Origin of the sequence: Aquipuribacter nitratireducens, assembly GCF_037860835.1 — a bacterium.
Lineage (GTDB): Bacteria > Actinomycetota > Actinomycetes > Actinomycetales > JBBAYJ01 > Aquipuribacter > Aquipuribacter nitratireducens.
In genome coordinates this window covers 301,543-324,307 of sequence record NZ_JBBEOG010000002.1, presented here as the reverse complement: position 1 = coordinate 324,307, position 22,765 = coordinate 301,543, and the positions used below count along the sequence as shown (strand labels likewise).

The 22,765-nt window shown below is 74.9% G+C and carries 24 protein-coding genes and 1 tRNA gene; 10 read left to right on the top strand and 15 right to left on the bottom strand.

What is annotated here, in order from left to right; all coding sequences use genetic code 11:
- Positions 1–55 precede the first annotated feature (55 nt).
- The 3 genes from ppsA to WAB14_RS04900 form a co-directional block, all read right to left on the bottom strand.
- Positions 56–2,500, bottom strand: a complete 2,445-nt coding sequence (gene ppsA, locus WAB14_RS04910) for a phosphoenolpyruvate synthase (RefSeq protein ID WP_340267955.1) — start codon at positions 2,498–2,500, stop codon at positions 56–58.
- Positions 2,497–3,351 carry a pyruvate, water dikinase regulatory protein gene (locus WAB14_RS04905; RefSeq protein ID WP_340267953.1) on the bottom strand — a complete coding sequence of 285 codons (855 nt, stop codon included), beginning with the start codon at positions 3,349–3,351 and terminating at the stop codon, positions 2,497–2,499. The genes ppsA and WAB14_RS04905 overlap by 4 nt, the downstream gene beginning before the upstream one ends.
- Before the next feature lie 179 nt (positions 3,352–3,530).
- On the bottom strand, positions 3,531–4,112 hold the full coding sequence (locus WAB14_RS04900; protein WP_340267951.1) for a DapH/DapD/GlmU-related protein: 582 nt from the start codon (positions 4,110–4,112) through the stop codon (positions 3,531–3,533).
- 175 nt (positions 4,113–4,287) lie between these two features.
- Here WAB14_RS04900 and WAB14_RS04895 point away from each other — a divergent pair, with 175 nt between their 5' ends.
- Genes WAB14_RS04895 through WAB14_RS04880 form a run of 4 tightly spaced genes read left to right on the top strand, consistent with a single transcriptional unit; the run spans position 4,288 to position 5,499 of the window.
- The gene (locus WAB14_RS04895; RefSeq protein WP_340268475.1) at positions 4,288–4,491 is read left to right on the top strand and encodes a PspC domain-containing protein; all 204 of its coding nucleotides are present in this window, start codon (positions 4,288–4,290) and stop codon (positions 4,489–4,491) included.
- Positions 4,488–4,649 carry a hypothetical protein gene (locus tag WAB14_RS04890; RefSeq protein WP_340267949.1) on the top strand — a complete coding sequence of 54 codons (162 nt, stop codon included), beginning with the start codon at positions 4,488–4,490 and terminating at the stop codon, positions 4,647–4,649. Before WAB14_RS04895 ends, WAB14_RS04890 begins: the two co-directional genes overlap by 4 nt.
- Complete coding sequence (locus tag WAB14_RS04885; protein ID WP_340267946.1) at positions 4,646–5,299, top strand: LiaF domain-containing protein; 654 nt, start codon at positions 4,646–4,648, stop codon at positions 5,297–5,299. The genes WAB14_RS04890 and WAB14_RS04885 overlap by 4 nt, the downstream gene beginning before the upstream one ends.
- Entirely contained in the window at positions 5,296–5,499 is a 204-nt protein-coding gene (locus WAB14_RS04880; protein ID WP_340267944.1) for a hypothetical protein, read from the top strand. Before WAB14_RS04885 ends, WAB14_RS04880 begins: the two co-directional genes overlap by 4 nt.
- Before the next feature lie 466 nt (positions 5,500–5,965).
- On the opposite strand, the gene WAB14_RS04875 is transcribed toward WAB14_RS04880, so the two are convergent.
- Positions 5,966–6,745, bottom strand: a complete 780-nt coding sequence (locus WAB14_RS04875) for a DUF4386 domain-containing protein (protein WP_340267942.1) — start codon at positions 6,743–6,745, stop codon at positions 5,966–5,968.
- Positions 6,742–7,788: an NAD(P)-dependent alcohol dehydrogenase gene (locus WAB14_RS04870; RefSeq protein ID WP_340267940.1), complete on the bottom strand. Its 1,047-nt coding sequence runs from the start codon at positions 7,786–7,788 to the stop codon at positions 6,742–6,744. The genes WAB14_RS04875 and WAB14_RS04870 overlap by 4 nt, the downstream gene beginning before the upstream one ends.
- A 102-nt stretch (positions 7,789–7,890) precedes the next feature.
- Here WAB14_RS04870 and WAB14_RS04865 point away from each other — a divergent pair, with 102 nt between their 5' ends.
- Together WAB14_RS04865 and WAB14_RS04860 are read left to right on the top strand one after the other, a co-directional pair.
- Positions 7,891–8,586 (top strand): TetR/AcrR family transcriptional regulator C-terminal domain-containing protein, encoded by a 696-nt coding sequence (locus WAB14_RS04865; protein WP_340267938.1) that lies wholly within the window; start codon positions 7,891–7,893, stop codon positions 8,584–8,586.
- Between the two features lie 56 nt (positions 8,587–8,642).
- The gene (locus WAB14_RS04860; RefSeq protein WP_340267936.1) at positions 8,643–8,795 is read left to right on the top strand and encodes a hypothetical protein; all 153 of its coding nucleotides are present in this window, start codon (positions 8,643–8,645) and stop codon (positions 8,793–8,795) included.
- A 26-nt stretch (positions 8,796–8,821) separates the two neighbouring features.
- Here WAB14_RS04860 and WAB14_RS04855 read toward each other — a convergent pair whose 3' ends face one another.
- From WAB14_RS04855 to WAB14_RS04840, 4 genes are all read right to left on the bottom strand, one after another.
- Positions 8,822–9,751, bottom strand: coding sequence for an L-threonylcarbamoyladenylate synthase (locus tag WAB14_RS04855; RefSeq protein WP_340267934.1), 930 nt, complete (start codon positions 9,749–9,751; stop codon positions 8,822–8,824).
- Between the two features lie 41 nt (positions 9,752–9,792).
- Entirely contained in the window at positions 9,793–10,800 is a 1,008-nt protein-coding gene (locus tag WAB14_RS04850; protein ID WP_340267932.1) for an SDR family oxidoreductase, read from the bottom strand.
- 79 nt (positions 10,801–10,879) lie between these two features.
- Positions 10,880–10,953, bottom strand: a tRNA-Met gene (locus tag WAB14_RS04845).
- A 71-nt stretch (positions 10,954–11,024) separates the two neighbouring features.
- Complete coding sequence (locus WAB14_RS04840) at positions 11,025–14,156, bottom strand: UPF0182 family membrane protein (protein WP_340267930.1); 3,132 nt, start codon at positions 14,154–14,156, stop codon at positions 11,025–11,027.
- A gap of 176 nt (positions 14,157–14,332) precedes the next feature.
- On the opposite strand from WAB14_RS04840, the gene WAB14_RS04835 reads away from it, so the two are divergent.
- The gene (locus tag WAB14_RS04835; RefSeq protein ID WP_340267928.1) at positions 14,333–14,905 is read left to right on the top strand and encodes a PPA1309 family protein; all 573 of its coding nucleotides are present in this window, start codon (positions 14,333–14,335) and stop codon (positions 14,903–14,905) included.
- Positions 14,906–14,933: 28 nt separating this feature from the next.
- Here WAB14_RS04835 and WAB14_RS04830 read toward each other — a convergent pair whose 3' ends face one another.
- The gene (locus tag WAB14_RS04830; protein WP_340267926.1) at positions 14,934–16,061 is read right to left on the bottom strand and encodes a YlbL family protein; all 1,128 of its coding nucleotides are present in this window, start codon (positions 16,059–16,061) and stop codon (positions 14,934–14,936) included.
- Positions 16,062–16,299: 238 nt separating this feature from the next.
- Here WAB14_RS04830 and WAB14_RS04825 point away from each other — a divergent pair, with 238 nt between their 5' ends.
- Complete coding sequence (locus tag WAB14_RS04825; RefSeq protein WP_340267924.1) at positions 16,300–17,763, top strand: zinc-dependent metalloprotease; 1,464 nt, start codon at positions 16,300–16,302, stop codon at positions 17,761–17,763.
- Here WAB14_RS04825 and WAB14_RS04820 read toward each other — a convergent pair.
- Positions 17,760–18,332, bottom strand: a complete 573-nt coding sequence (locus tag WAB14_RS04820) for a SprT-like domain-containing protein (RefSeq protein WP_340267922.1) — start codon at positions 18,330–18,332, stop codon at positions 17,760–17,762. The two genes, WAB14_RS04825 and WAB14_RS04820, sit on opposite strands and share 4 nt — an antisense overlap.
- A gap of 21 nt (positions 18,333–18,353) precedes the next feature.
- Positions 18,354–19,190, bottom strand: coding sequence for an enoyl-CoA hydratase/isomerase family protein (locus WAB14_RS04815; protein WP_340267920.1), 837 nt, complete (start codon positions 19,188–19,190; stop codon positions 18,354–18,356).
- 128 nt (positions 19,191–19,318) lie between these two features.
- Here WAB14_RS04815 and WAB14_RS04810 point away from each other — a divergent pair, with 128 nt between their 5' ends.
- Both WAB14_RS04810 and WAB14_RS04805 read left to right on the top strand, forming a co-directional pair.
- Positions 19,319–20,320 (top strand): hypothetical protein, encoded by a 1,002-nt coding sequence (locus WAB14_RS04810; RefSeq protein ID WP_340267918.1) that lies wholly within the window; start codon positions 19,319–19,321, stop codon positions 20,318–20,320.
- Entirely contained in the window at positions 20,317–21,630 is a 1,314-nt protein-coding gene (locus WAB14_RS04805) for an ABC1 kinase family protein (RefSeq protein WP_340267916.1), read from the top strand. Before WAB14_RS04810 ends, WAB14_RS04805 begins: the two co-directional genes overlap by 4 nt.
- Positions 21,631–21,757: 127 nt before the next feature.
- Here WAB14_RS04805 and WAB14_RS04800 read toward each other — a convergent pair whose 3' ends face one another.
- The 3 genes from WAB14_RS04800 to WAB14_RS04790 form a co-directional block, all read right to left on the bottom strand.
- Positions 21,758–22,027 (bottom strand): hypothetical protein, encoded by a 270-nt coding sequence (locus tag WAB14_RS04800; protein ID WP_340267914.1) that lies wholly within the window; start codon positions 22,025–22,027, stop codon positions 21,758–21,760.
- Between the two features lie 25 nt (positions 22,028–22,052).
- Positions 22,053–22,328, bottom strand: a complete 276-nt coding sequence (locus WAB14_RS04795; RefSeq protein WP_340268473.1) for a WhiB family transcriptional regulator — start codon at positions 22,326–22,328, stop codon at positions 22,053–22,055.
- Positions 22,329–22,516: 188 nt separating this feature from the next.
- The gene (locus tag WAB14_RS04790) at positions 22,517–22,723 is read right to left on the bottom strand and encodes a hypothetical protein (protein ID WP_340267912.1); all 207 of its coding nucleotides are present in this window, start codon (positions 22,721–22,723) and stop codon (positions 22,517–22,519) included.
- Positions 22,724–22,765: the final 42 nt, after the last annotated feature.

Below are 22,765 nucleotides of genomic sequence, written 5' to 3'. Positions count from 1 at the left end.
AAGTTCGACGGGATGCGGAGCACCTGGCCCGGGTGGCTGCGGAAGCGGCTGCGTGTCATGGTCCGTCCGTCCCTTCTCCTCCTCGTCCCACCGTGGCACGGGCACCGGCGAGGCGCAGCCACGTGTCGACGACGGTGTCGGGGTTGAGGGACATCGACTCGATGCCCTGCTCGAGGAGCCAGTCGGCGAGGTCGGGGTGGTCGGAGGGGCCCTGGCCGCAGATGCCGACGTACTTGCCCTTCGCCCGGCACGCCTCGATGGCGAGGCGGAGCATGTGGAGGACGGCGGGGTCGCGCTCGTCGAAGCCGTCGGCGACCTGGGCGGAGTCGCGGTCCAGGCCCAGGGTCAGCTGCGTCATGTCGTTGGAGCCGATGGAGAAGCCGTCGACGTGCTCGAGGAACTGCTCGGCGATGACGGCGTTCGACGGGACCTCGCACATCATGACGACCTGGAGGTCGTTCTCGCCGCGGCGCAGGCCGTGGGCGGCGAGCAGGTCGATGACGCCCTCGGCCTCCTTCAGCGTCCGGACGAAGGGGATCATGACGCGGACGTTCGTCAGGCCCATCTCGTCGCGGACGTACCGCAGCGCCTCGCACTCCATGGCGAAGCAGTCGGCGAAGTCCGGTGACAGGTACCGCGAGGCCCCGCGGTAGCCGATCATCGGGTTCTCCTCCTCCGGCTCGTACCGGGGACCACCGACGAGGTTGGCGTACTCGTTGGACTTGAAGTCGCTCAGCCGCACGATGACCGGCTCGGGCGCGAACGCCGCCGCGATCGTCGCGACGCCCTCCGCGACCCGCTGGACGAAGAACTCCCGCGGCCCGTCGTAGGCGGCGATGAGCTCCTCGACCTCCGCGCGCAGGTCGCCCGGTAGCGAACCCGGGTCGGCGGCGAGGTCGAGCAGGGCCCTGGGGTGGATGCCGATCTGGCGGTTGATGATGAACTCCAGCCGGGCGAGGCCGACGCCGGAGTGCGGCAGGCGCGAGAACGCGAAGGCCTGCTCGGGCGTCCCGACGTTCATCATGATCTTGACGGGGACGTCGGGCATGGCGTCGAGCTCGGTGCGCTCGACGTCGAACTCGAGCCGCCCGTCGTAGACGAGGCCGGTGTCGCCCTCCGCGCACGAGACGGTGACCTCCCGGCCGTCGGTGAGGTCGCGCGTCGCGCTGCCGGTGCCGACGACGGCGGGGATGCCGAGCTCGCGCGCGATGATCGCGGCGTGGCACGTGCGCCCGCCGCGGTCGGTGACGATCGCCGAGGCCCGCTTCATGATGGGCTCCCAGTCGGGGTCCGTCATGGAGGCGACGAGCACGTCGCCCGTGGCGAAGTCGTGCATGTCGTCGAGGGAGGCGAGGACCCGCACCGCGCCGGCGCCGATCCGCTGGCCGATGGCACGGCCCTCGACGAGGACGTCGGCGGAGGAGGCCTCCCGTGGCATCCGGTAGCGCTCGAGGGTGCCGGTCGCACGGGACTGCACGGTCTCCGGCCGGGCCTGCAGGACGTACAGCAGCCCGTCGACACCGTCCTTGCCCCACTCGATGTCCATCGGACGCCCGTAGTGCTCCTCGATCGTGAGGGCGTGCCGGGCCAGCTCGGTGACCTCGTCGTCGGTGAGGCTGAGACGACGCCGCTCGGTCGGGTCGACGTCGACGAACTCCGTCGTCCGGCCGACCTCGGCGGTCGCGGTGTAGACCATCTTCGTCGCCTTGGCCCCGACGCCCCGCTTGAGGATCGCGGGCCGCCCGGCTCGCAGCGCGGGCTTGTAGACGTAGAACTCGTCGGGGTTGACGGCGCCCTGCACGACACCCTCTCCGAGGCCGTAGGCGGAGGTGACGAAGACCGCGTCGCGGAAGCCGGACTCGGTGTCCATCGTGAACATGACGCCGGAGGAGCCGACGTCGGAGCGGACCATGCGCTGCACGCCCGCGGACAGCGCGACGGCGGCGTGGTCGAAGTCGTGGTGGACCCGGTAGGAGATCGCCCGGTCGTTGTACAGCGAGGCGAACACCTCGCGGATCGCGTGCAGCACCGCGTCGATCCCGCGCACGTTGAGGAACGTCTCCTGCTGCCCGGCGAAGCTCGCGTCCGGCAGGTCCTCGGCGGTCGCCGAGGAGCGGACGGCGAACGACGGCTCGTGCCCGTCCGGGCCGCTGCTCGCCGCGACGAGGCGCTCGAAGGCCGCCCGGACGTCGCTCTCGAGGTCGGCGGGGAACGGTTGCTCGGCGATCGCCTGCCGGATCTCGGCACCGACCTCGGCGAGGCGACGGGTGTCGTCGGTGTCGAGGCCGTCGAGCAGGCCGTCGATCCGCTCGGCAAGCCCCGTGTCGGCGAGGAAGCGCCGGTAGGCCGTCGCCGTGGTCGCGAACCCGTCGGGCACCCGCACGCCGAGGTCCGCGAGGTGCGACACCATCTCCCCCAGCGACGCGTTCTTGCCGCCGACCTCCTCCACGTCGCCCATGCCGAGCTCGGCGAACCAGCGGACGGTGGGGGTCGGGCTCATGCGGTTCCTCCCTTAGGACGGCTGTGCGAGGTGCGGGCCTTGTGGAGCTGGACGATGAGAGCGGACATCTCCTCGACGCTCTTCGCGGCGGAGTCGATGACGGGCAGGCGGTGGCGGCGGTACAGCGCCTCAGCACGCCGCAGCTCCCACCGGCACTGCTCGGGTGAGGCGTAGCGGGAGCCGGGACGGCGCTCGCTGCGCACCCGGGCGAGCCGGTCCACGGTCGTCGTGATGCCGACGCAGCGGTCCCCGATGTCGCGGACCGGCCTCGGCAGGTCGTCGGACTCGAGGTCCTCGTCGACGAGCGGGTAGTTCGCGACGAACAGCCCGTGCTGCAGGGCGAGGTACATGCTCGTCGGGGTCTTGCCGCACCGGCTGGGGGCGAGGAGCACGACGTCGGCTCGCTCCATGGCGCGTGAGCTCTGGCCGTCGTCGTGCTCGATCGTGAACTCGACCGCCGCCATCCGCGTGTTGTAGCGGACGATGTCGCCGACCCCGTGCAGCCGGGACGGCTCCCGGACCCCGCGCCTGCCGAGGATCTCCTCGACCCGCGACATGTGGAGGTCGAAGAAGTCGATGACCGGCGCGCGAGTGCCGTGCAGCGCGAGGCGGACGTCGTCCTCGGCCGCGGTCGTGAAGACCAGCGGCGGCACGGGGCCGTCCATCGCCGCGTCGAGGGTCGCGACCACCTCGCGCGCCTGCTCGACGGTGCGGATGAAGGGGATGAGGGTGCGCTCGAACCGGACGTCGGGGAACTGGATGAGGAGGGCGTTGCCCATGGTCTCGGCGCTGATGCCGGTGGAGTCCGAGAGGAAGAACACGGGCACGGCGGGCTCGTCGTCCGTCGCCATCGCCACCCCCTCGTGGTCCGCCGCAGGCCGTTCCGCGGTAGGTCCCGGACGCTAGCCCGGCCCGATCCGTCGCGACAGGCGACGTGACGACGCCCACGTCCGACGCAGGTGTGACGGTGCGCACAGCCGGGGCACGCGCTGCGGCTCCCGCGCCCCCTCCGGGTCGCCGAGGTGCGCGACTACGGCGGGGTCGTGAAGCCGGTCGGCCGGATGACGCGGGCCGGGACCCCCGCCACCACGGTGTCGGGCGGCACGTCCCTCGTCACGACGGCTCCCGCCCCGACGACCGCCCCGTGGCCGATCCTCACGCCTGGGACGACCGTCACGCCGGCGCCGAGCCAGGCCCCCCGGCCGACGACGACGGCGCGGGGCAGCATGTCGGCGCGGCGCTCGGGGTCCATGTCGTGGTCGAGCGTCGTGAGGGTGCAGCCGTGCCCGATGAGGGCGCCGTCCTCGATCGTGATCCCGCCGGTGTCCTGGAACCGGCACCCCATGTTGACGAAGACGTCGCGGCCGAACCGCAGGTTCTTGCCGAACTCGCTGTAGAAGGGCGGGAAGACCACGACCGAGGCGTCGACCGTCGTCCCGGTGAGCCGGGACAGGAGAGCGCGGACCTCGTCCTCGCTGCGGTAGCCGGAGTTGAGCTCGGCGACGGTGCCCAGCGCCTCCTGCGCGGCGGCGTGCATGAAGCGGTGGTGCTCGGAGCCCCCCACCAGCCGCCCGCCGCGGTCGACGTGGGCGAGGAAGGTCTCGAGGTCCATCGCCCGATCCTGCCACCGGGGACCAAGGTCCCTCGCGGCGGGCAGCGTGCGCGAGCAGGCTCGGGGTGCACCCGGGAGGTGTCCCATGAGCGAGCGCGTACCGACTCCGCCGATCCCCCCACCGACCCCCCACCGTGACGGGCACGCCCCGCCCGGCCCGGGACCGTAGCCGGTCCTGCGGCGGCCCCGCGACGGTCGCGCCGTCCTCGGGGTCGCGGCCGGGCTCGCCCGCTACCTCGGGGTCGACCCGGTGGTCGTCCGGGTCGGGTTCGTGCTCCTCGCCCTGTTCGGGGGGTCGGGACTGCTGCTGTACGTGGTGGGAGCGCTCGTCATCCCGGTCGAGGAGCCTGGCACGTCCTCGGCCGCGCGACGTCGATGAGCCGCCACGACACCGGCGTCGCCGTCGGGGCGGTCCTCGTCGTCGCCGGGACGCTCGCGCTCGTGGGGCAAATCCTGCCGCAGGCCTCGTCGCTGCTCGGGGCCGCGCTCCTGCTGTCGGCAGGGGTGGCCGTCCTCGTGATCGCGAGCCGGCGGTGAGCGGGCCCGTGACGACCGGCGCGCCGACCTGCGAGCGGACCGGCACGCCGGTCGCCACCGTGACGGTCGGGGCGCTGCTCGTCGTCGCCGGCGGGCTGTGGGTCGCCGACGAGCTCGGAGCCGTCGACGTCCCGTGGTCGCTCGGCCTCGCCCTCGCCGTGCTCGCCGTGGGCGTCCTGCTCCTCGTCACCTCGCGGTCCCGGCACGCGGGGGGCCTCGTGCCCCTCGGCGTCGTGCTGTCCGCGCTCCTCGTGCTCACCGTCGTCCTGCCCTCCCCCGTCGTCACCGACGGGGGCGCCGGCGACCGGCGCTACCGACCGACCTCGGTCACCGAGCTGGCGGAGCGATACGAGCTGGGGGCCGGGACCCTCGTCCTCGACCTCCGTGACCTGCCCGAGGCGGCCCCGGCGGACGCGGCGGCACCGACCCGCACGGAGGTGGAGGTCGGGGTCGGTGAGATCCGCGTCCTCGTGCCCGCCGACCTCGCCGTCGACGTGACGGCGGAGGCCGGTACCGGGGAGGTCACGGTGCTCGGCGAGCGCCGTGACGGTCTGTCCCCGTCGCTCGCCGTGCCGGCCGACGCGGACGCCGACGCCGTGCTGGTGCTCGACCTCCGGGTCGGGCTCGGGACCGTGGAGGTGACCCGGTGAGCGCGTTCCCCGACGAGCGCCCGCTGCACCGCGGCCGGCTCGTCCTCGGTGTCCTCATGGTCGTGCTCGCCGCGCTCGCGCTGCTCGAGAGCGCCGGGGTCGCGACACTGCAGCTGCGGTTCCTCGCGCCCGGCCTGCTCGTGCTCGCGGGTCTCGTCCTGCTCGTCCCCAGCATCGGCCGAGGGGGTGCCGGACGGTGAGCGACGACCCGGTGGTGATGGCGCTGCTGGCGGCGACGTGGGTGGTGTGCGGCCTCGTGCTCCTCGTGAGCGGCGTCCTCGCGACCCGCCGGCCGCGCTGGCGGCTCGTCGGTCGCGTGACGACCGCCGTGCTGTACGTGGCGGCCGGGGCGGCGGTCAACACCGCCTTCCTGCTGAGCGGGGTCGACTACTCGGGGTTCGCGGACGGCTCGTGGTCGGCGTTCGTCCGCGAGACGTGGGAGTCCCTCGTCGTCCCGCGTCACACGCTGTTCATCGGCCTGCTCGTGGTGTTCGAGGCGACCGTCGGGGTGCTCGCGCTCCTCGGCGGGCGGGCCACCCGGCTCGCGTACCTCGCCGCCATCGGCTTCCACGTCGCGCTCATGAGCTTCGGCGTGGGGTTCTGGGCGTGGGCGCTGCCGCTGCTCGTCGCCTTCGGGCTGCTGCTGCGCGCCGAGGTCCGTGCCGCTCAGGGCCGGGCACCCGTTGAGGACCCGCGGTCTCGGCCCGCCCGCACCAGCAGCCAGAGCGTGAGCCACAGCTCACCGACGACGGAGGGCACCGCGACGACGAGGAGCAGCAGGCCGGCCCAGCGCTCGTAGTCGCTGAGCACGACGTGCGCGGCGGTGTCGAGCACGTACGCGACGCCCGCGACGACGAGCAGCCCGCCGAGCAGCCGGGGCGCGGTGCGCGAGCGCACGACGAGGGCCCCGACCACGACGAGGTGCAACCCGAAGACGGCGAGCCCGGTCAGCCACAGGAGGTCGAAGGAGTCCACGGCGAGACCGACCGCCGCCTCCCGCGTGGCGGGATCGAGGTCGGCGTACGCGTCCTCGGTCGACAGCTGGAGAGCGAGCAGCAGCGGGACGAGGGCGACGCCGAGGAACGCGGTGTACGTGAGGCGCGACCACGCCGCCAGCAGCGCCCGGTCCCGGCCGGCGGGCCGCAGGACGACGAACAGCGCCCACGCGATGACGACGTCGAGGACGAACACGACGCCGAAGGCGAGGACGGCGGCCCGGACGAGCGACGCCTCCCCCGCGAGGGCCGTGAGCGTCGCGCCGGGGTCCGCCGGGTCGACGAGCCGCTCGACGACGGCGAAGTTCGCGAAGATCGCGAGGAGGAACAACGCCGCGTAGCTGCCACCGGCCCACAGCGCGGCGGCGCGGGGAGAGGTGACGAGGCCGACGTCGCGGAGCTCGCCCGCGGCGTGGGCCGTCGGGGCGGTCGCCTGCCGGAGGGCGCTCACCGCTCCTCCCCCCGCACGACGACGACGGCCTTGCCCCGGATCCGGCCCTCGACGAGGTCGGTGAGGGCGTCGGCGGCCCGCTCCAGCGGGTACCGACTCCCGACTGCAGGTCGCACCGTGCCGTCGCGGAGCATGACCGCGAGCCGGTCGGTGCTCGCGCGTCCTTCCCCGGCGACGAACGTGGTGAGCCGCTGCTTCACCAGGAGGGACAGGACCAGGGCACGCAGCTGACGATCCGTCCCACCGAGGACGCGGTCACCGCCCTCCCCGCCGACGATCACGAGGGTCCCGTCGGGCGTGAGTGCGCGGCGCAGGTGCCGCAGCGGCCGCCTTCCGCCGACGTCGAGGACGACGTCGAAGCATCGGCTCCCGTCGAGCGGGTCGTGCCGGCGGTGGTCGAGCGCCTCCTCCGCGCCGAGGTCACGGACCAGGTCGAGCTTGCTCGCGCTCGCGACGCCGGTCACGTGGGCGCCCGCGGCTCGCGCGACCTGCACGAGGTAGCTCCCGACACCGCCGGAGGCGCCGAGAACCAGCACCCGCTGCCCCGGCTGCACGCGGGCGACGTCGTGGACCGCCTGGAGCGCGGTCGCCCCGGACACGGGCACCGCGGCCGCGTCGACGAGGTCCACGCCGTCGGGGACGAGGCTCAGCTTGTCCTCGCGGGCGAGGGCGTACTCCGCCCACGTCCCCGTCCCGATCCCGAAGACGCGGTCCCCCACCGCCAGCCGGGTGACGCCCTCACCGACGCCGACGACGACCCCGGCGACGTCGAGGCCGAGCACCGCCTGGCGCGGGCGCCGCAGGCCCGTGCCGAGCCGCATGACGTACGGCAGGCCGGTCGCGAGGTGCCAGACGCCCCGGTCGACGCCGGCCGCGTGGACCTCGACGAGCACCTGCCCGGCTCCCGGCGACGGCACAGGGCGGGCCTGGGAGGTGATCGTGGCGGGCGGGCCGTACCGCTCCCGCACGGCGGCACGCATGCGGGTGGGCACCGCCGTCGTGCGCGGCGCCCTCGTCGGCCGCTGGGACTGCTGCGTCGTCATGCTCGGCTCCTCGGAACTCGTCTTCGTACTTTGTACGACTGAATGTCGGGAACGTTAGTCGTACTATGTACGAGAGTCAACGGCACGACGGGAGGAGCACACGTGGCAGGCACGGACGAGGTGCGGCGCGGGCGGACCGGGCTCAGCCGGTCACGGGTCCTCGAGGCGGCGGTCGCGCTCGCCGACCGGGACGGCGTCGACGGGCTGACGATCCGGGCCCTGGCCACGGAGCTGTCGACCAAGCCCATGTCGATCTACCACTACGTCGCCGGCAAGGACGCGATCCTCGACGGCCTCGTCGACCAGGTCTTCGCCGAGATCACCCACCCGCCCACCGACCTGCCGTGGCAGGCCGCCCTGCGCGTGCGGTGCCACTCGGCCCGCGAGGTGCTCGCGCGGCACCCCTGGGCCGTGCCGCTGCTGGAGTCGCGGGTGAACCCGGGTGAGGCGACGCTCGACCACCACGAGGCCGTGCTCGCCTGCCTGCGCGGCGGTGGGCTCTCGCTGCGCCTCACCGCCCACGCCTACGCCGTCCTCGACAGCTACGTCTACGGCTTCGCCCTGCAGGAGGCGACGCTGCCCGCCCACGGCAGCGCCGACATCGCCGACGTCGCCGAGCAGATCCTCGCGGGCATGGACGCCGGGCGGTACCCGTCGCTCCACGAGCTCACGCGCGACCACGTCCTGCAGCCCGGGTACGGGTTCGGGGCCTCCTTCGAGGTCGGCATGGACCTGCTGCTCGACGGGCTCACCGCGCTCGCGGAGCAGGAGGCGGACCTCGACGGTCCGGCCGCTTGACGGGTGCGCCACCCGTTCGTACTTTGTACGAAATCGAGCGTCGAGAGGACAGCACCATGAGCGAGAACGACCGTACCGCCGAGTCCCAGGTGCTGCAGCAGCGGTGGCACGGCTGGGCGTCCCCTGTCGGGCTCGGGCTCGGCCTGCTGCTCATCGGGGGCTTCTTCGCCCTCCTGGCCGAGGGGCTCGCGACGATGTCGGCCATCTGACGGCGCGGGCGCGGACCGGCTCCGGCTCAGCCGCCGGCGTCCGCCGCCCGGCGCAGCCGGTCCATGACCGCCCGCCCGACGCCCTCCTCGGGGACCGCCTCGACGACGACGACGTCGACCGCGGCGTCCTCGGCTGCCCGCAGCAGGGCGTACAGCCGGCGTGCGAGGTCCGCGGGTTCCGCGACGGCCGCGAGGTGGAGCACGCCGTCGGGTGCACCCCCCGGGGACACGAGGGCGACGCGGTGGCCCTCGCCGGCCAGCGCCGCGGAGACCTGCCCCCCCTCCCCCGCCGACGCGACGACCACTCGGCAGCGCGGCGCGTAGTGCCGGTGCCGGGTGCCGGGTGAGGCGCCCAGCTGGGCGGCGGACCCGGCGACGGCCCCGAGCTCGTCGGCGGGCACTGCGCCCTCGCGGAGCACGACGGGCACCGCTCCACGGGCGTCGACGACCGTCGACTCCACCCCGACCTCGCAGGGACCCCCGTCGAGGACGGCGTCGACGTCGTCGCCGAGGTCGGCCCTCACGTGGGCGGCCGTCGTCGGCGAGGGCCGGCCCGACCGGTTGGCGCTCGGCGCCGCGACCGGGACCGCCGCCGCCCGCAGCAGGTCGAGGGCGAGCGGGTGCGCGGGCACCCGGACCGCGATGCTGTCGCGTCCCCCACGGGTCACCGCGGGCACCTCCGGGCGCGCGGCGAGCACGAGGGTGAGCGGGCCCGGCCAGTAGCGCTCCGCCAGCCGCCGCGCGCCGTCCGGGACGGACGCCGCCACGGCACCGACCTCGTCGAGGGAGGCGACGTGGACGATGAGGGGGTTGTCGGCCGGGCGCCCCTTGACGGCGAACACCCGGCGCACCGCGCGCTCGTCGAGCGCGTGCGCCCCGAGGCCGTACACGGTCTCGGTGGGAAAGGCGACGAGCCCCCCGGCACGCAGGAGGGCGGCGGCGGCGGCGACGTCCACCCCTCGACGCTACTGAGCCGCCGGCGCGGCGGGTTCCTCGCTCACGCGCGCTGCCGGGCACCGGGCACGCGGAAGCGCTCGACGAGCCCGTCCTGCAACCGGTCGTGGTGGGGGTCCACGACCCGGCGGGCCGGGTCCTCGTCGTGCCAGGCGACGATCTCTCGCGCCCCCTGCTCGAAGGGGACACGGCAGACGAAGTCCGGGACGAGCGCCCTCACCTTCGTCGTGTCGAACACGGCGGAGTGCGTCTTGTCGCCGAGCAGCCCGGCGCCCCAGTCCGCGTCGACGGCCGCGATCGCGTCGGAGGGGACGTGGACGATGCGCGCCTCGACCCCTGCGGCCACGGCGAGGGCGTGGGCGATCTGGTCCCAGGTGAGTGCGTCGTCGGACGTGATGTGGAACGCCTCGCCCAGCGTGCGCGGGTGGCCCAGCAGGGGCACGAACCCGCGGGCGAAGTCCGTGCTGTGCGTCAGCGTCCACAGCGAGCTGCCGTCCCCGTGGACGACGACCTCCTTGCCCTGCCGCATCCGCTCGACGAACGTCCAGCCCGCGTCGAACGGCACGAGGGTCCGGTCGTAGGTGTGCGAGGGCCGCACGACGGTGACGGGCACCCCCCGGTCGCGGTACGCCTGCGTCAGCAGGTCCTCGCACGCGATCTTGTCGCGGCTGTACTGCCACAGCGGGTTGCGCAGTGGCGTCGACTCGCGGATGGGCAGGCGGGCCGGGGGCGTCTGGTAGGCCGAGGCGGAGCTGATGAAGACGTACTGGCCGGTGCGGCCCTCGAACAGGGCGAGGTCGGTGCGGACGTGGTCGGGTGTGAAGGCGACCCAGTCGACGACGGCGTCGAACTCCCGGTCGCCCAGCGCCTCGCGCACCGAGTCGGGGTCGCGGACGTCGGCCGCGACGTGCTCGACGCCCTGCGGCAGCGCGCGCCGGCCGGTCCCCCGGTTCAGCACGGTGAGGTCGATCCCCCGTTCCACGGCCAGGTGGCTGCAGGCGGTGCTGATGGTCCCGCTGCCGCCGACGAACAGGACCCGCAGCGCGCTCATGCCGTCACCCTGCCACGCGGGGCGCCGCCGGACGCACGAAGGCCCGGACCGTGGTGGTCCGGGCCTTCGTCTCACTGTGTAGCGGGGGCAGGATTTGAACCTGCGACCTCTGGGTTATGAGCCCAGCGAGCTACCGAGCTGCTCCACCCCGCGTCGGTGAACAGGAGGTTACCGACCTCTCGGTCGAGGACCAAATCGGCTCCTCCTGCCCACGCACCGGCGCGTCAGCCGCCGCCCTCGAGGACGGCCTCGGCGGCGATGGCGCGCTCGATGGCCGCCTCGAGGCGGTCCTGCGCCTCGCCGTAGGCGGCGAAGTCGCCGTCCGCGAGCGCCGCCTGCGAGTCGGTGATGGCCTGGCGGGCGTCGCGCAGCGCCTGGTCGAGCTGCTGCTGCGCGACGGCGGGGTCGACCGGCGAGACCGTGCCGGTGGGCTCCGGCGCCGGGCTCGCGTCGGTGTCGTCCGGCGTCGGGGTCGGGGACTCCGCGGGGATCGGGTCCTCGATCCCGCCGCCGGCGCCGGTGTCGGGGACCGACTCCTCGAGGTCGCCCGTGTCCGGCAGGGCGTCCGCGTCGGCGTCCGGGGCGTCGGCCCCCGCGTCTCCGCCGAACAGGTCGTCGAGCGCCTCGTCGAGGGTCTCGCCGAAGCCGAGCTCGTCACCGAAGGCCACGAGCACGCGCTGCAGCAGCGGGTACGACGTCGAACCGGAGGACTGGATGTACACGGGTTGCACGTACAGCAGGCCGCCGCCGATCGGCAGCGTCAGGAGGTTGCCGCTGCGAAGGTCCGACTGGCCGAGGGTGAGGATGTTGAGCTGCTCGTTGATGAGCGGGTCGGCGTTGAAGTCGTTCTGCACCTGGCCCGGTCCGGGCACGGTCTCGTCGTTGCGGATCTGCAGCAGCCGCAGCTGGCCGTAGCCCTCGCGGGGCTGCCCGTCCTCCCGGCCCGCGTCGGCGTCGACCGCGAGGAAGCCCGTCAGGACGTTCCGCACCTCGCCCCCGCCCTGGTTCGTCGGGATGAACGTCGAGCTGAGGCTGAACGACGGCTCCTCCTGCCCCGGCATCTGCAGCGAGAGGTAGTACGGCGGCTGCAGGGCCTGGACGTCGGGCAGCGTCGGGTCGTCGGGGACGGACCAGAAGTCGGTGCCGTTGAAGAACGACGCCGCGTCGGTGACGTGGTAGCGCTCGAGGACCTCACGCTGGACCTTGAAGATGTCCTGCGGGTAGCGCACGTGGGACATGAGCTCGCCCGAGATGTCCTCGACCGGCTGCACGGCGTTGGGGAACACCTGCGACCACGCCTGGAGGACGGGGTCCTCGGTGTCCCACGCGTAGAGGGTGACCTCGCCGTCGTAGGCGTCGACCGTCGCCTTCACCGAGTTGCGGACGTAGTTCACCCGCTCGGGCAGCAACGCCGTCACGTTGTCGGCGGTCGCCGTCGTCGAGGTCGTCGTCGCCTCGTCGAGGACCGTGGAGTTGGAGTAGGGGTAGCGGTTGCTCGTCGTGTAGCCGTCGATGATCCACAGCACCCGGTCGCCCACGACGGCGGGGTAGGGGTCGCCGTCGAGCTGGAGCCACGGCGCGACCTTCTCCACGCGCTCGCGCGGGTTGCGGTCGAACATCACCTGCGACTCCGGGTTGACCGCGTCGGACAGGATGATCTCCTCGGCGCGGAACTTGATGGCGAAGAGGAGCTGGGTGAGGAAGTCGCCCATCGGCACGCCGCCGTCGCCGTCGTACGTGACGTTCTGCTGACCGGAGTCGACGGTGGAGTCGGGGTAGTCGAGCTCCTGCGGCGGAACGCCCTCCGGACCGCCGACGATGCTGTAGTCGGGGCTGAACTCGCCGAAGTAGATCCGCTGCTGGAACTGGCCGAGGTCGGTCTCGGTGACGACCTCCTCCTCGGCGTTGGGCGCGACGATGCCGGACTGGAAGAAGACCGGCTCGCCGCCCGCGGTGCGCTGGTTGCCGTACGCGGCGACGACGCCGTAGCCGTGGGTGTAGACGGTGTGGTCGTTGATCCAGTTCCGCTGGGCGGGGGGCAGCCCGTCGAGGTTGACCTCGCGCACGGCGAGCACGGTGTCGCGCAGCTCGCCCTCGACCTCGTACTGGCCGACGTCGAGCGGGTCGGGGAAGGCGTAGAACTGCCGGATCTGCTGCAGCTGCTGGTACGTCGGCGACACCAGACCGGGGTCGAGGAGCCGGATGCCGGGGATCGTGCGGGCGTCCTGGGCGAGGGCGCCGCGCTCCGCCGACAGCTCCGCGTCGTAGTCGGTGACCTCGATCTCGTCGAGGCCGTACGCCGCGCGCGTCGCGTCGATGTTGTTGCTGATGTACGGCGTCTGCAGGCTCAGCTCGTTCGGCTGGACCTGGAAGCGCTGGATGACCTGCGGCCAGATGCCGCCCGCGGCGACCGCGACGAGGACGAGGAGCCCGACGCCGAGGGCCGGCACGCGCCAGTTGCCGCGGACGGCGGTGAAGAGGAAGGACAGCGCGACGAGGACGGACACGACCGCGAGGAGCGTGCGAGCGGGGATGACGGCGTTGACGTCGGTGTAGAGCGGGCCCGTGATGTCGTTGTTCTCCGCGGTGGTGAGGGCGTACCGCTCGAGCCAGTAGCTGGCCGCCCGCAGCAGGAGGAACAGCGCGCCGAGGACCGCGAGGTGGACGCGCGCCTGCGGCGTCGTCCGCTCACCGGGGCCGCTGAGCCGCAGCCCGCCGTACAGGTAGTGCGTGAGGAGCGCGGCGAGGCCGGCGAGCAGGACGACCGCGGTGAGGAAGCCGACGAGGAACTGCAGCACCGGGAGGCTGAAGACGTAGAACCCGACGTCGAGCCCGAAGACCGGGTCGGTCTCGCCGAACTCCTGCCGGTTGAGCCACAGCTGGACGTCGCGCCACTGGGCGGCCGCCGCCGAGCCGGCGAAGAGCGCGAGGACGAACGGCACGGCGATGCCGACGAGCCGCCGCAGGGGCTCCAGCTGCTCGCGGTAGCGGTCGAGCGCCTCCTGTCCCGGGGTCGTCGGCGCGTACACGGGCCGGGCCCGGAAAGCGAGGGTGAGGCTCGCCCACACGCTGACGCCCATCACGACGGCAGCCACGACGAACAGCAGCGTCTGGGTGAGGAGCCGGGTGCGGAGCACCTCGATGAAGCCGAGCTGCCGGAACCACAGGACCTCGGTCCACAGCTCGGCGAACAGGACGAGGAGGAAGACGAGGACACCGAGGACCGCGAGCGTCGGGACGAGGGCGCCGGGTCGCCGCCGGGCGGGCTGGGGACCCCGCGGGCCCTCGGGGCCGCGCGGCCCGAGCGGGCCGTCGGGTCCGGAGGGCGGCGGGCCGGGCGGGAACGGGGCGCTCACGCGGACGACCGTAACCCAGGAGCCTGCGCCCGGATCAGCCGGTATGCCCAGCGTGCGGCCGGGTTCGCGCAGGGCGCAGCGGGGCTGGACCCGCGCTGGGGGCCCGCTGGGAGTGCGGCGTCGCGCCGCGACGCGTCGTGGCACGCCGGCGGCGACGCCGGTGCGAGGATCGAGGCATGAACGAGCCGACCGGGACCGGGTCCGCGGCGGCGCTGCGCCGCGCCGTCGTCGAGGCCGAGGCGCACGTGCACCGGTTCGGCTGGGACGGACCGCTGCGCGTCTTCGCGCTCGTCCGCACCGCCGAGGCGGCGCGACGGGAGCCGGAGCTCGTCGCGCAGCTGCCGGCCGACGACGCCGCCGCGGCGGCCGCCGACCCCGACCACCTGCTCCTCGTCGAGCAGGACGGTCTCGAGGAGCTCGGCTCCGACGAGGACCTCGAGACGCTGCTCGGGCGCATGGCGTGGCCGCCGGAGGTCGACGGCGTCGCCGTCACCGTCGAACGGCTCGTCGTCCCGCCGGAGGTCGAGGCGCAGGCGCCCGCCGACCCCGAGGAGGCCGTGCGATGGCTCGCCGGGCACCCTGGCCGCCGCGACGTCCGGCTGGCCGCCGGGGTGCTGCGGGACGGCGCCCGCGCGTGCGTGGTGCGGGCGCGGTCGGGCGGGTCGGACGACGCCGAGGACGACCTCGTGACGGGCGACGACCTCGTGCCGGGACTCACGGCCGCGCTCGCGGCCACGCTCGAGGACTGACGGGGCCCGCCGCTCCCGTCGGTCCCGGTCAGTCGCCGGCGAGGACCTGCTCGCAGGTCGGCAGTCCCGCGGTGTCGTCGGCGGCGATCGCCTCCAGCGCCGCCACCGCGTCGTCGAAGGTCCCGACGGCCGTCACCTCGATGCCGTCCGGGGCCGCGCCCACGACGTCCGCGCAGTTGCCCTCCGGCGCGAGGAACCACGCCGCCCCCACGCCCTCGGCGCCCACCATCTTCTGCTGGATGCCGTCGATGGGGCCGACGGTGCCGTCGTCGGTCATGGTGCCGGTGCCCGCGACGTGGGCGCCGCCCGTGAGCGGGCCGGGGGTGAGCTTGTCGTAGATGCCGAGGGAGAACATGAGCCCGGCGCTGGGGCCGCCGATGCCCCCGACGTCGTACGAGACGTCGTACGGCAGCTCGTACTCCGGCGACAGCAGCACCCCGAGGATGACGCTGCCCTCGTCGGACTCCCCGAGCGTGACGGGCACGACGGACTCCTCACCCTCTCGCACGACGATGACGTCGACGGCGTCCCCGGGCTCGTAGCCCTGGAGGAGGTCGACGAGCTCGCCGCTGCCGCTCACGCGCGTGCCGTCGACCCCGGCGACGACGTCGCCCTCGTCGAGCGCCTCCTCGGCGGCGGGGTTGCCCGCGAAGCCGGACACCGTGAGCGTCGTCGGGACCTCCTCGCCGAGGGCGAGGAGCGCGGCGACCGCGGCACTCTGCTGGGCGGCGGTCATCTGGGCGCTGGAGGCCTCGCGGGCCTCCTCGCGCGTCTCCTGCGGCGGGTAGACGGTCTCGACCGGGCGCAGGGACCGCGTGGGGTCGAGGTACGCCTGGACGGCGTCGAACACGGTGACGTCGCTGAGCGGGCCACCCGCCACCCGGATCGTCGTGAGGTCGAGCTGGCCCTCGGTGGGGTACGTCTCGGCGCCGTCGACCTGGATGAGGGGCTCGCCCTCGCTCGTCGTGCCGAGGGTGTCCCGCACGGGACCCGGCGAGAACACGACGTACGGCACGGGGGTGGCGGCGACGACGCCGGCGAGCACGACCGCGCCGAGCCCCGCCACCAGCAGCACGACGGTCCGGGCGCCGAGGCGGAACGGGTTCTCGCGTGCGACGGGCTCCTGCCGTGGCAGGAGGGGCGGGGCGCTCGTCATGCGGTCTCCGGTCGGCGGTCGGCGGACTGACGGCTCGAGCGTGACCCACGTGCCTGGGTGCTGGCTGGGAGGGAGCCGATGGCCCCAGGGTAGGTCCCGGCGGCGTCCCGACCCGCGCCCGTGCTCCCGCGCGCGGCCCGCCTCCGCGCTGCGCGAACGGCGCGCCGTCGCGGGAACCGCACCGGGCCGACGGGTGGTTCCCTCGTCCAGACGCGCGCGAGTGCAGGAGGCTGGTGCCATGAGCGACGACCGACGCATGGGTTTCGGACCGGGGAACGGCCCCGACGGTCCCGACGGACCGGGTGGACCGGGCGGACCGGGCGGACCGGGCGGACCGGGCGGTCCGGGCGGTCCGGGCGGTCCGGGCGGTCCGGGCGGTCCGGGCGGTTCGGGCGGACCGGGCGGGCCGGGCGGGCCCTTCGGGGCCGGGGGCTTCGACCCCTCGATGTTCGACCCGGCACGGCTGGGCGAGGTGTTCGGCCAGCTGCAGCGGATCTTCGCGAGCGGTGAGGAGGGCCCCGTGGCGTGGGGCCTGGCCCGGGACTCGGCCCGGCAGGCCGTCGCGGGCGAGGACCCGTCCCCGTCGTGGGGCGAGCGGTCGGCCGTCGAGCAGGCGGGCCGGCTGGCGGAGGTGTGGCTGGATGCCGTCACGAGCCTGCCCGCCACGGGGAGCACGACGCAGGCGTGGTCGCGCGCGCAGTGGGTGGAGGCGAGCCTCCCGACGTGGCGGACCCTCGTCACGCCCGTGGCCGAGAAGATGGGCCGCTCGATGGGCGGCGTCCTCGAGTCCGGCCAGGGCGAGCTGCCGCCGGGCGTCCCGCCGGAGATGGCCGGGCTGCTCGCGGGGGCGGCGCCGATGATGCAGCGCCTCGGCGGCGGCATGCTCGGCATGCAGATCGGCCAGGCCGTCGGCCGGCTCGCGGGCGAGGCCGTGTCCGCGACCGACGTCGGCCTGCCCCTCCTGCGCGACGGCATGGCGCTCGTCCCCGTCAACGTGAGGGCGACGGCCGAGGGACTCGGTCTCCCGCTCGACGACGTCCGGCTGTTCCTCGCGCTCCGGGAGGCCGCCCATGCCCGGCTCTTCGCTCACGTGCCGTGGCTCGCGCCGCGCCTGCTCGGCGCCGTCGAGGAGTACGCCGCCGGCATCGACGTCGACGCGTCGCGGCTGCAGGAGATGCTGGGCGGTCTCGACGTCAGCGATCCCGCACGGCTCCAGGAGGCGCTGACCTCGGGCATGCTCGCGCCCGCGGAGTCGGCGGCCCAGCTGGCGGCCAAGGCCCGCCTGGAGAACCTGCTCGCCCTCGTCGAGGGGTGGGTCGACACGGTCGTCGCCCACGCCGCCCGCGACCGGCTCGCGACGGTCGAGGCGCTGCGGGAGTCCGTGCGGCGACGCCGCGCGGCGGGCGGGCCCGCCGAGCAGACCTTCGCCTCCCTCGTGGGCCTCGAGCTGCGGCCGCGGCGCATGCGCGAGGCCGCCGCGTGGTGGGTCGAGCGCGGCGAGTCGGCCGGGGAGGGACGCGACGACGTGTGGCAGCACCCCGACCTGCTCCCCGACCTGCAGCAGGACGACGCACCGGGGGCCGCGGAGCCGTCCGGCGCCGAGGACGCCGACCTCGACGACGAGCTGCGCCGCCTGCTCGAGGCGGGGCCGGGCGAGGGGCCGGGCGAGGGGCCGGGCGAGGGGCCGGGCGGGGCCCGTTAGTCCTCGCTCCGCGGTTCGGTGACCTCTCCGGTGTCCACCCCGGGGTCGACGTCGCCACGGACCGCGGTGTCGAAGCCCTCGAGGAACCCGCGCGCGCGCTCCGTGCGGGGGTAGGGCGCGAGCAGCTGCCAGAAGCCAGGGCCGTGGGACGGCTCCAGCAGGTGGGCGAGCTCGTGGAGCAGCACGTAGTCGAGCACCCACTCCGGCAGCCCCTTGGCCCGCTCCGAGATCCGGATGGTGCCGTCGGACGGCGTGCACGACCCCCAGCGCTGCTGCTGCTGGCTGCTCCACCGCACGCTGGTCGGCAGGGCCCTGCCCTGCAGGTAGCGCCGGGACAGCGCGGCGGCCCGGCCGGCGAGCTCCTCGTCGGAGGGTCGGCGGCGGGCCTCCTTCTCGTCGAGGCGGGCGACCATGCGCTCGACCCAGCGGCGTTCCTCGGCCGGCGAGAGGCGGGCCGGGACGAGTACGACGACCCGGTCGCCCTCCCGGTGGGCGCTGACGGTGCGACGGCGCCGCGCGGAGCGCCGGACCTCGACGCGGGGCCGCGGCTGGTTCCCCGACCCCGCCATGCCGGGGACGCTACCCGCGCCTCAGCGGCCCGTGAAGCGCGGCGCGCGGCGCTGCGCGGCCGCGCGCAGCCCCTCGGCGGCGTCACCGGTGGCGAGCGTGACGGACTGCGCGAGGGCCTCCCAGCGGGTGGCGGAGGGCAGGTCGGCGTGCCCGCCGGCCCGCAGAGCCGCGACGGTGAGCCGGGTGGCGACCGGCGCGTGGCCGGCGACCGTGCGCGCCAGCGCGAGCGCCGCCCCGAGGACGGCGTCGTCGGCGTGCACGGCGGTGACGAGCCCGAGCCGCTGGGCCTCCTCCGCCCCGACGCGGCGCCCGGTGAGGAGGAGGTCCTGGGCGGCGGTGAGCCCGACGGCCGCGACGAGGGTGTGGGTGAGGCCCATGCCCGGGTGGAGGCCGAGGCCGGTGAACGGCACCGACAGGTGCGCGGAGCGGGCGGCGACACGGAGGTCGCACGCCAGCAGGAGACCCACCCCGGCGCCCACGGCGGGACCGTTGACCGCGGCGACGACCGGCACGGCGAGGTCCCGCACGGCGAGCCACTCCGCGTAGTAGCCGCCCATCCGGCGGCGCAGGTCGTCGACGGGCGCGCCCGGTCCGGTGTCGTCACCGAGCCACGAGAGGTCGCCGCCGGAGCTGAAGGCGCTCCCGGCGCCCATCACGACCACGGCCCGCACGGTGTCGTCGCCGCGGACCTGCGCGAGCGCCTGCCGCCACGAGCGCGTGAGCTCGAGTGTCATGGCGTTGCGCCGGTCGGGGTCGGACAGCGTGAGCACGACGACACCCGCGTCGTCGGTGTCCCTCCGCACGAGCACGCGCGGTGTGCGGTCGGGGTCGGCCGGCTGCCGCGTCGTCGCGTCCACGACCCGAGTGTGGGGCACCCGCCGCGCCCCACCCTGAGGGCGCGCCCGGGCTGTGGACGACGACGGCGACCCGTGCAGCGCCTGTGGATGCCGCGTCCCGGGCCGCCCGGGCGTGCGAGCCTCCGGGGATGAGGTCGGACGTGGTCGTGTGGGCGCCCGGGCGGACCCGGGCGGTCCGCGGCACCACCGCGCTTCAGGTCGGGTCCGGGCGCCGGGCCAGGGTCGTCGACGGGCTCGGCCCGGCCGACTGGGCGGTCGTGGCCGGGCTCGACCGGGGCGTCGACGCGGCACGCCTCGACGAGCGGGGGCGCTGGCTCGTCGCGCTGCTGCGTGGCTGCGGGGCGGTCGTGCCCGCCGTCGCCGCCCGGGTACCGGACGCACGAGGACCCGGACCGGAGGTCGCCGTGGTCGGCGGGCGCGGGCTCGGCATCGTCCTGACGGCCGTCCTGGCCGCGTCGGGGGCGGGCACGGCGGCACTCGTCGACGACGCCACCGTGGGCCCTGACGACGTGCTCCCAGGCGGTGCGTGCGCCGGCGACGTGGGCCGCCGCGCGGTCCACGCGGCGGCCGAGGCGGTGCACCGGGTGGCGCCGCTGGCGCGGACCGGCTGCCCCGCCGTCCCGGACCTCGTCGTCGTGGTGGCGGAGCGTGCCCACGACGCCCCTGCGTCGGCCCCGCTGGTGCAGCAGGGGGTCACGCACGTGCCCGTCCTGCTCCGCGACGACGACGTCCTGGTGGGACCGCTCGTCGTCCCCGGCCGTGGTCCCTGCCTGCACTGCGTCGACCTGCTCCACCGCGACGTCGACCCCGCGTGGCCGGACGCGGTGCGCGGCCTGCGGGCACGCGCGCTCGCCGGGGCCCGGCCCGTCCCGTCCGCGGCCACCAGCGCCGCCGTCGCGGCGGTCGTCGCGCGGTTGTCCGCTGCCGTGCTGCCGCGGGCCGTGACCGCTGGCGCCGTCGCCCCGCCGGGGGCCGGCGCCAGGGTCGACCACGACGGGGAGGTGGAGTGGGAGCGCTGGTCGGCCCATCCCGCGTGCGGCTGCGTCGGCCTGCCCCACGACGAGGCGACCGAGGGGTGGGTGGGGCCACCCGGGCGGGGCGACCGGGACGGTGCGACCATGGCCGGGTGAGCGACCTGCCCCGTCGGACCGTCGCCCGCACGGCCCGCCTGGCGGCCCTGCCCCTCGGCATCGCGGGACGCGCCGCGCTCGGCATCGGCAAGCGCGTGGGCGGACGCTCCGCGGAGGCCGTCGCCGCCGAGATGCAGGCCCGCACCGCCGAGCAGATCTTCCGCACCCTCGGCGAGCTCAAGGGCGGGGCGATGAAGTTCGGGCAGGCGCTCAGCATCTTCGAGGCGGGTCTGCCGGAGGAGCTCGCCGGGCCGTACCGCGCGACGCTGACGAAGCTGCAGAACGCGGCGCCCCCGATGCCGAGCAGCACCGTGCACGCCGTCATGGCGGAGGAGCTGGGCCGGCGCTGGCGTTCCCGCTTCGCGGACTTCGACGACCGCCCGGCGGCCGCGGCCTCGATCGGCCAGGTCCACCGCGCCGTGTGGCAGGACGGCACACCGGTCGCGGTCAAGGTCCAGTACCCCGGCGCCGGGGAGGCGCTCATCAGCGACCTCGAGCAGGTCGCCAGGGCCGGGCGCCTCGGCGCCTCCTGGATCCCCGGCCTCGACATCGGCCCCATCCTCGACGAGCTGCGCTCCCGCATGGCGGAGGAGCTCGACTACGAGCTCGAGGCCCGCAACCAGCAGCAGTTCGCCGAGGCGTTCGACGGGCACCCGGTGTTCGCCGTCCCGCGGGTGCTCGCGGGCGGCGAACGCGTCATCGTGTCGGAGTGGCTGTCGGGCACGGGGATGGCCGAGGTCATCGCCTCCGGCGACCAGGAGCAGCGCGACCGCGTCGCCCGGCACTACGCCGAGCTGCTGCTGGCGGGCCCGCGGGACGCCGGGCTCCTCCACGCCGACCCGCACCCCGGCAACTTCATGCTCACCGACGACGGGCGCTTCGGCGTGCTCGACTTCGGCGCCGTCAAGCAGCTGCCGGAGGGGATGCCGCCGGAGATCCACGTCCTGCTGCACCGGGCCCTGGCCGGAGACGCCGACGGCGTGCTCGTGGGCCTGCGGGAGGCGGGCTTCGTCAAGCCGGAGATCGACATCGACGCCCCCTCGTTGCTGGCGTACCTGGAACCGTTCCTCGCCCCCGCCCGCGTCGACGAGTTCCGCTTCAGCCGCCAGTGGCTGCGGGACCTCGTCGCCCACATCAACGACCCTCGCCGCCCGACGTGGTCGGTGGGGCTGCGGCTCAACCTGCCGCCGGAGTACCTGCTGATCCACCGCGTGTGGCTGGGCGGCATCGGGGTGCTGTGCCAGGTGGGCGGCGTCATCCCGGTCCTCGACGTGCTCGAGGAGTACCTGCCGGGCTTCGAGCGACCGTGACAGCGCCGGGACGAGGTCGGAACGGGGTCGCAACGGGGTCGGGACGGGGTCGGACACGGAAGGGCCCTGAGCAGCACACCCGGTTCGGGGGCTGCTCAGGGCCGGTGGACAGGAAGGGCCCGGTCGGTCACCGTGCGGTGCTCAGCGCACCGGACCAGGCACGGGCCTCGCTGCGCTGGGCGGCGAGCGAGGCGAGGTGGACGAGGCGGCGGGCGCGGGCGTTCGAGCGCTCGCTGGCGCGCCTGCGGCGGATCGCGAGGACGAGCCTCGCGTTGCGGGCCGCCGCCAGGTCGCGGGCGTGCGCCTCGCGGGGCAGGTCGAGGACGAGCATGGACACAGCGGTCTCCTTGGTGTGGGCCACGTCGCTGAGGAGCGCGGCACGGTCGGTGTGATGCATCTGCAGGTGGTGCGGGTGGTGCGGGTCAGGCGACGGCGTCCTTGCGGGGACGGCCGCGGGGCCGCTTGCGGGGGACGACGACACCGGCCAGCACCAGCTGCCCTCCCCACACGCCCCACGGCTCGCGCCGCTGCAACGCGCCGGCGAGGCACGAGCGCGCGAGCGGGCACGCGGTGCACAGCGCCTTGGCGTGTTCGACGTCGTCGGGCCGCTCGGCGAACCACAGCTCCGGGTCGTTGACCCGGCAGGGCAGCTCGCGCCAGGGGACGGGGTGGTCGGTGTCGGTTGTGGTCGGGTCCAGCTCGGTGACGGTCACCGTCGGGTCCTCTCCGGGTCGGCGTCCGGGTCGGGTCGACCGGACGGGTCTCGGTGCGGGGGCTCGTGGCCTGGAGGGGGCTCCGGGGCCTTCCCGAACCGGCGACGCCGGGAGACGAGAAGAGCCGCGGACCCCGAGGGTCCGCGGCTCCGACGTGTCGGCCTGGTGGGCCGCTAGCCGGAGGTCCGGGGACCGGAGGGGGCGGGGATGACGGCACCGAAGCCGCCGACGACGCCGCGGAGCTTCGCGGCGAAACGGGCGTCGAGGTCCGAACGGAGGCGCACTACTCCCCTGGTGGCCGGGACGGTGGCCGCGTGAGCACGGCTGTTCGTGGCCACGGCGTTGCTGCCGTACCCGCCTGTCCACTGCGTGGTCGTCATGCTCATCTCCATCGGGGTGCACCTCCTCCCACCTGACGCGCG